The 6,313-nt window shown below is 65.8% G+C and carries 7 protein-coding genes and 1 pseudogene; 5 read left to right on the forward strand and 3 right to left on the reverse strand.

Translation table 11 applies throughout. The annotated features are described in order from the left end of the window. Positions 1-215 precede the first annotated feature (215 nt). The 5 genes from ACFO8M_RS10405 to ACFO8M_RS10425 all read left to right on the forward strand — a co-directional run bounded on the left by ACFO8M_RS10405 (position 216) and on the right by ACFO8M_RS10425 (position 3,419). Positions 216-518 carry a hypothetical protein gene (locus tag ACFO8M_RS10405; protein WP_387974333.1) on the forward strand — a complete coding sequence of 101 codons (303 nt, stop codon included), beginning with the start codon at positions 216-218 and terminating at the stop codon, positions 516-518. A 393-nt stretch (positions 519-911) separates the two neighbouring features. Continuing rightward, the gene (locus ACFO8M_RS10410; protein WP_387974336.1) at positions 912-1,286 is read left to right on the forward strand and encodes a hypothetical protein; all 375 of its coding nucleotides are present in this window, start codon (positions 912-914) and stop codon (positions 1,284-1,286) included. A 76-nt stretch (positions 1,287-1,362) separates the two neighbouring features. Continuing rightward, positions 1,363-1,887 carry a hypothetical protein gene (locus ACFO8M_RS10415; RefSeq protein ID WP_387974338.1) on the forward strand — a complete coding sequence of 175 codons (525 nt, stop codon included), beginning with the start codon at positions 1,363-1,365 and terminating at the stop codon, positions 1,885-1,887. Positions 1,888-2,399: 512 nt separating this feature from the next. Continuing rightward, positions 2,400-3,128, forward strand: a complete 729-nt coding sequence (locus tag ACFO8M_RS10420) for a nucleotidyl transferase AbiEii/AbiGii toxin family protein (protein ID WP_387974341.1) — start codon at positions 2,400-2,402, stop codon at positions 3,126-3,128. Between the two features lie 36 nt (positions 3,129-3,164). Beyond that, a complete protein-coding gene (locus ACFO8M_RS10425; protein WP_387974344.1) occupies positions 3,165-3,419 on the forward strand; it encodes a hypothetical protein in 255 nt (84 codons plus the stop codon). A gap of 152 nt (positions 3,420-3,571) precedes the next feature. On the opposite strand, the pseudogene ACFO8M_RS10430 reads toward ACFO8M_RS10425, so the two are convergent. From ACFO8M_RS10430 to ACFO8M_RS10440, 3 genes and pseudogenes are all read right to left on the reverse strand, one after another. Then, positions 3,572-3,871, reverse strand: a pseudogene (locus tag ACFO8M_RS10430) (carbohydrate-binding protein); the annotation flags it as partial. Between the two features lie 33 nt (positions 3,872-3,904). After that, the gene (locus ACFO8M_RS10435; protein ID WP_387974347.1) at positions 3,905-5,005 is read right to left on the reverse strand and encodes an RICIN domain-containing protein; all 1,101 of its coding nucleotides are present in this window, start codon (positions 5,003-5,005) and stop codon (positions 3,905-3,907) included. Between the two features lie 126 nt (positions 5,006-5,131). Further along, a partial coding sequence (locus ACFO8M_RS10440; protein ID WP_387974348.1) for a non-reducing end alpha-L-arabinofuranosidase family hydrolase occupies positions 5,132-6,313 on the reverse strand: 1,182 nt, incomplete at its 5' end.

A 6,313-nucleotide genomic window follows, 5' to 3' on the forward strand; every position in this document is an offset into this window, starting at 1 on the left:
GTTGCAGCGGTATCGCGACGGCCAGGGATGGGCGAGCTTGTTGCAGCAGGTGCGGCTATAACGGCACTCCGGCGCCGAGCAGTCTTGAGCGCGTTCGCGGGTGCGTCTCGACGCGGTGCGGGAGCTGCGGGCAGTGGCTCACCTGGCGTGGACGGCGCAACGCGAGCGGAACGAAGCTGATGTGGTGCCGCTGCGGATGGTCGCGGCGTTTCGACATGACGACGTTGCCTAACGGGGCTTTGGACCGGGGCCAGGAGCCGCGCACGGGCTTGCCGCTATGGCTGCAGACGGAGTTCCGCGGACGGCTGTTGTGGGCGGTGAACGAGCCCCATCTCGACTTCATGGAGCGCTTCGTGGCCGCCGGGGTGCGCGAGCAGCGCCCAGGCAACTCGACCTTGGCGAGCAGGCTGCCCGCCTGGATCAAGTCGGCGAAGCACCGCCCGGCGCTGCTCAAGGCGTTCGCCGGGATGCGGTCGACGCTGCCGGAGTCGCATGCCACGAGGAAGGCCCGTGGCTGATAGTTGCCGACCGCCCTGTTCGACACGTCTTCGTTAGGCTGCGTCGGTGGATCAGTGGTCGGAAGTTGATGAGCCTGAACTCAGTTGGTTGACCGATGCCTGTGGACAGCAGGTCACCGGGTTCGGCCCTCCGCCTTATCCTGCAGGGCTTTGGATTCTGCATGCCATGTATGAGGCGGAGACCGAGGACCTTGCTGCTCGTCGAAGAGCTCAGGATGAGGATGAGGCCGACGAGGCGGGGTGGCCCGCTGACCCGGGACAGGGGTGGCGGCGGCTGCATTGGCATGAGCTGGCGGAGCGAACCGGGGACCCGGTGGTGGCGCAGCATGTTGCGCCGCAGTATCGAGTGCCGTCGTTTCGGGCGTTCCCCTCGGTCAAGCAAGGCGACGGACTGTGGGAGACGATCAGGTGGACTGGGGCAGCCTGGACCGGGAAAGCTTCCGCAGTCTCGCTGCCATCTTGCAGCGTTTTTCAGGCCCGGACTTGGCTGCGTTCGCTCATCCTGCATTTCTCCAAGATTCGCAAGCCGGCCTGCGCGTATTTCGAGGCCACCTTCGTGACTTGGAGGCCCTTGAGCAGCTCGACGTCTACCACAGTCCGGCGAACATTTGGCCTGCTGACCGATCCTGGCTGGTTTACACGGACTGGGACCTGTCAGGAACGAAGGTCTACGGCCCGCCAGAGCTGCTGACGATGATCGAGGAGGACGAGTTCCTCGAATCGGTCTGGTTGCCGCTGCCGGGAGATGCCTCAAGCACGGCGCTTTGAGTCCGGACCCTCGAGGTTGCCTGCGCTCGTCGGAATCGCGCTGGCAGGTCTGGGCTCGGTTCTGCATGCTTGTGCGATGCAGCGGTTGGTTCGTGTCTTTGAGGATTTCCTGTATGGCTTCGACTCTGGGGTCGATGTGCCGATGGAGGCTGCGCATGCGCTGGTTCGCGGGCTCGATTCGCCTGCTCTCATTGATCTCGCCGGCCTGAACCGGGATGATCGGCTTGAGATCCGGGACCTCATCCCAACAGCGGCAGAAGAACTCGGGGTCGCCATCGAGCCGCTGAAGGCGGTGTTCGAGCGGCGGGTCCGGGAGATTGCCGCTGCTTACTTGGCCGGAGAGCGCGAGTTCATCGATGCTCTAACGGGGATCTTGGCCTTGTTCTGGCGCTACCAGGACGAGGACATCGGGTACTACTGTGGCAACGCCATGCTGGACCTTGAGCTGTGGCTCGACGTTCGCGAGTTCGACCACAACGTCGACTCAGAGGCGGCCGCAGAACGCGACTTCCGTGCCCGAGCTGTCACGATGGTTGAAGGTTGCGGAAGCTGCAAGCTCGCTTGGCATCGGCAGACCTCAACGCGGGCTGGCGAGCACTGACGTTCATCGGGCGCAAATAGACGCGGAAGCGGTGTACTCAGCGTGCTTCTCGAATCAGGCGTTTGACGCTGGAGAGGCTGATGCCGTACTTCTGCGCGAGCGTCCTTTGGAGTTCGCCTGCTTGGTACTCGCGCACTATGGCGGCACGGTCTGCGCTGGTGAGACGGCGGTCGAGGGCTAGGGTCTTCCGTTGGATGACCGGGGTTCGGGCTGTTCGGTCGGCGGGCAGGGGTCAGGATTTCGGGTGGGGCGGGCGAACAGGTCAGGGAGCCGGTATGCGTGGGTTCTGACCTGGGGTGATGGGTTCAAGTACGCCGCTGCCAGCTCCACAGAATCGGATATGTAGTACATGGGCGGTCATCAGGTTGATGACCGCTCTTTTGGCGCCATCGCGCCACTCGGACAGGTCCTTGGTCTCGGCCCTGAGCCGCCACGACCAGACCGACCAGATCCCGGCTGCCATCGATATCGCAATCCCGCGTGGCCGGCGCAGACCAGTCATTGAAGCGCCGGTGGCCTGGCACTCATTCGACCCCGAGACCTTCGAGATCGGCCACACCGAGCTTGAGCTCGACGAGGAGACCGTGATCGGATTGTATGGGCCCGAGCGGAGCATCATCGACGCGTTCCGCCTGCGGCACCTCGAAGGCCACGAACTCGCCGTCGAAGCCCTCAAACGGTGGCTGCGCCGCCCCGGATCCTCCCCTGCCACCCTGCTCGCCATGGCCCGTGACTTCCCGAAGCGCGGCCCGCGCTGCAGACCGCATTGGAGATCCTGCTGTGACCGAGCGACCGACCCGAGCGACCGTGGGGGCCGTGTCTACCTCGATCTGCAGAACCTCGCCCGCCGCGACCATCGGCCGACCGACGAACTGCTGCAGATCTACGCGCTCGAAGGGTTCCTCGCCCGGCTCGCCGTCTCCGCGCACGCCGATCGACTCGACGGACTGGAGTTCGACCTCGACCATGTTGTGGTCGAGACGATCCGCGACGAAGAGTCCAACGGCGTCCGGATCGTCTTCGGCGCGCGCCTATCGGTCGCCAAGCTCCGACTGCATGTCGACATTAACGTCGGCGACCCGATCTGGCCCGGCCCACAGACAGTGCCGCTCCCGCGGCTGCTCGGCGGAAACATCGAGCTCGTCGGCTACCCGCTCACGATGGTGCTCGCCGAGAAACTGGTCACCGCCATCCAACGCGGCACCGCCAACACCCGCTGGCGCGACTTCACCGACGTGTAGCTGCTCTGCCGCCGTCACGATCTCGCCGGTGCCGAGATGACCGAAGCCATCACCCATGTCGCCGCCCACCGCCAGACACTGCTCGCACCGCTGAGCGAAGTCCTCGACGGCTACGCCGAACTCGCGCAGGCGAGGTGGCGAGCATGGCGGCGGAAGCAGCGGCTCGACGACCGCTTGCCGGAACGATTCTATGAGCTGCTGGATGCGGTGATCGGCTTCGCCGACCCCGCTGTCAACGACAAGTCAACGACTGGACCTGGGGCCGCCCGGCAACAGTGGCAACCGCACTGAGACCGAACATCAACAACGGCTCGTCGAGCAGAACTGGTCCTTGGTTCAACGAGCGGAGTCTTACCCACCGGCACACCCTCACCGCCGTGCATGAATGAACGGGCCTCCCTTGCGGGAGGCCCGTTGCTTTTGCGCTACACCGCGAACTGCCATCAGTCCACATTGAACAGCAAACCGCTGCCGCCGGCGAGATTCAGGTACAGGTCGCGGGTGCCGGTCGCGCCGCCGACCGGGCAGGTGACGTCCGCCCAGGTCTGCCAGCCGCCGGTGCCCGAGACGGAGCAACTGCCCACGACCGGGCCGTTCGGGCCGTCGACCCGCAGCTCGATCGTGCCGCCGCTGGTCGCCGAGGCCACCCGTGCGGTGAACGGGCGCGCTCCAGTGCCGAAGGCGGCACTCCCATTCTCGATCCAGCTCATGTTCATCCCGCCGGCGGCGTCGCCGTCCTTGTCGTGCTCAACAATCCGCGAGCCGGCACGCCGTAGTTACCGTCTGGTCCATTGCTGATTGACCTGTCCGCCGCCGCAGGTCCAGAGAGTGACCTTCGTGCCGTTGCTGGTGCCCCAGCCCGAGGCGTCCAGGCACAGGCCGGACTGCACCCCGGTAATGGTGCCGTCGGCGTTGACGTTCCACTGTTGGTTGGCTTGTCCGTTGCAGTCCCAGATCACCACCGCGGTGCCGTTGCTGGTGCCCTGACCGTAGGCGTCCAGGCACTTGTCGCCGTACACCTTGAGCTGCTTGCCGGCGGTGTAGGTCCACTGCTGGTTGGAGCCGCCCCAGCAGTCCCACAGCTGCACGTCGGTACCGTTGGCGGTGCCGAGCCCGGTGACCTCGAGGCAGCGACCGGACTGGGCACCCACGATCTCGGTGCTGTCCGCTGTGCCGATGCTGCCGGGTACCGATTGCAATGCGGAGTACCAGACCGCGGCCATCTTGTCGTATCCGGCGGCGGTCGGGTGGACGCCGTCGTCCAGGTCGGCGGCGGTCAGGGCGCTGTGCATGTCGACCACGTGCACGTTCTTGCCGGCGTTCACCTTGCTCTGCACGATGCCGGGGATCGCCGCGTTGAAGTTGTTCACCGCCGCGTCCCCCTCGCTCCACCCGAGCGGAGTGATCTGCGCGACGAACACCTCGGCGTTCGGTGCCGTCGTGGTGATGCGGTCGATCAGTGCGGACAGCCGGTTCGGGGCGCCGGAGACGTCGTAGTTCTGCAGGATGTCGTTGGTGCCGATGTGCAGCAGCACGGTCTGTGGCTGGTAGGTGTTCAGCCAGCCGACGACGTTCGCGTCGATCTGGTCGATGCGCCAGCCGGGGTGGCCTTCGTGGTCGTGGTCGCCGAGACCTGCCGGCCCGTTGAACTGCGACCCGACGAAGTCCGTGGTGTACCCGCCGTTGGCGAGGTGCTGCCACAGGCCGATCCGGTATCCGCCCGGCGTGGCCGTGCCCTCGGTGATGGAGTCGCCCAGCGGCATGATCCGAACCCCGCCGTTCGACTCCGCGCTGGCGGTACCGATCGACAACGTCACCATGCCCACCATGAGACCGAGCGCCACGATCGGTCCGAGCCACCTTGCTCTTGTTCGCATCTCTTGCTCCTTGAATTCGTAGGATCGATTCCGTTCCAGGTGGCCGTGAGGATCCGGGCGGGCTCGGTCTCGCACCGAGCCCGCCCGCTGCCTCAGGAACACCCGGGCCGAACCTGTGTCGTGCCGCTAGCGCTGCAGGGTCAGCAGACCCGGCCGATACGGCAGCGTGCCGTACTCCCCGCCGTCGGTGCCGGGGTCGCGCCCCTGGTAGAGCAACTGCAGGTTGCAGGGGTCGATGGTCTTGGTCTGGTCGGGGTTGGTGCGCACCAGATCACCGTGGCTGATGTCCCGGGTCCAGGTCGCGCCGCTGTTGACACTCCCGGCGAAGGGGCTGTTCACGGTCTCGGCCCCGGCCTGCGGTGTCCACGTGCCGTCGAGACTGGTGGCCGTGAACGAGCGGAAGTAGCGGCCGAACCCTGTGTAGTTCTGGGCCTCGACGATCATGAGGTACTGGTTCTGCCCCTGGACCTTGTAGACCTCGACCGCCTCGAACAGGTTGAGCGCCGTGTCGCGCAGGACCTCCGTGTACGACGATCCGAAGCTGCCCGGGAAGTCTCCGAGGGGCATGCTGGCCCGGTAGACACTGCCTTCGCCGTCGACGAAGAACATGTACATGTTCGTGTCGTCGCCGATGAGGCTCACGTCGTACCCGCCCCGGGGCCTCCCGTCATCAGTGGGGGGAAGGGACGCGGTGAACAGCTCCTGCTGCGCGGACCAGCCGTTGAGGTTGGTGGGGTCGCTCGAGGTGCGGTAGGAGAAGGTGCCTTGCCCGCCCCCGTTGTAGGCGAGCACCCAGATGTTCTTCGGGGCGAAGTAGAACAGCGTCGGTGCGATGGCACCGAAGGGCATCGTGTTCTGGGTGGCGGTGGCCATGTCGGACCAGTTCGTGAAGGGGCTGAAGGACATCAGTCCCCAGTTGCCGTCGGGATAGGGCAACGCGCCGTGCGTCGTGGCGTAGACGACCTTCTGGCCGTTGTGGACGACGACGGTGAAGTCCTTGAGCGATGCCCACCCCGCCTTCGGTTGCGCCAGTGGGCCGGTCGATGTCCAGTTGTACGTCGACGGAAGACCGCAGGCGCCGCTGCCGCCGTCAACGCGGACGAGCTGCCATTGCTGGTTGTTGCCGCCCCAGTCGCTGTACTGCACGACGATGGCGCCGTCGTTGGTCGCGGCGTTCTGGACTTCGACCGCCTTGTTGCTGTTGCGGTTGATCAGTCGCACGTAGCCGCTGCCGGAGTCGGCCAGCCGGAACTGCTGGTTGGTGCCGCCGTGGTCGGTCCACTGGTGGATGGCGGCACCGTCGGCGGT

Origin of the sequence: Glycomyces rhizosphaerae (genome assembly GCF_042647865.1) — a bacterium.
Lineage (GTDB): Bacteria > Actinomycetota > Actinomycetes > Mycobacteriales > Micromonosporaceae > Glycomyces > Glycomyces rhizosphaerae.

Coding starts and splice junctions, on each gene's coding strand:
- ACFO8M_RS10405 (WP_387974333.1), top strand. CDS start 216: ATGACGACGTTGCCTAACGGGGCTTTGGACCGGGGCCAGGAGCCGCGC.
- ACFO8M_RS10425 (WP_387974344.1), top strand. CDS start 3,165: ATGACCGAAGCCATCACCCATGTCGCCGCCCACCGCCAGACACTGCTC.
- ACFO8M_RS10435 (WP_387974347.1), bottom strand. CDS start 5,005: ATGCGAACAAGAGCAAGGTGGCTCGGACCGATCGTGGCGCTCGGTCTC.
- ACFO8M_RS10415 (WP_387974338.1), top strand. CDS start 1,363: ATGCAGCGGTTGGTTCGTGTCTTTGAGGATTTCCTGTATGGCTTCGAC.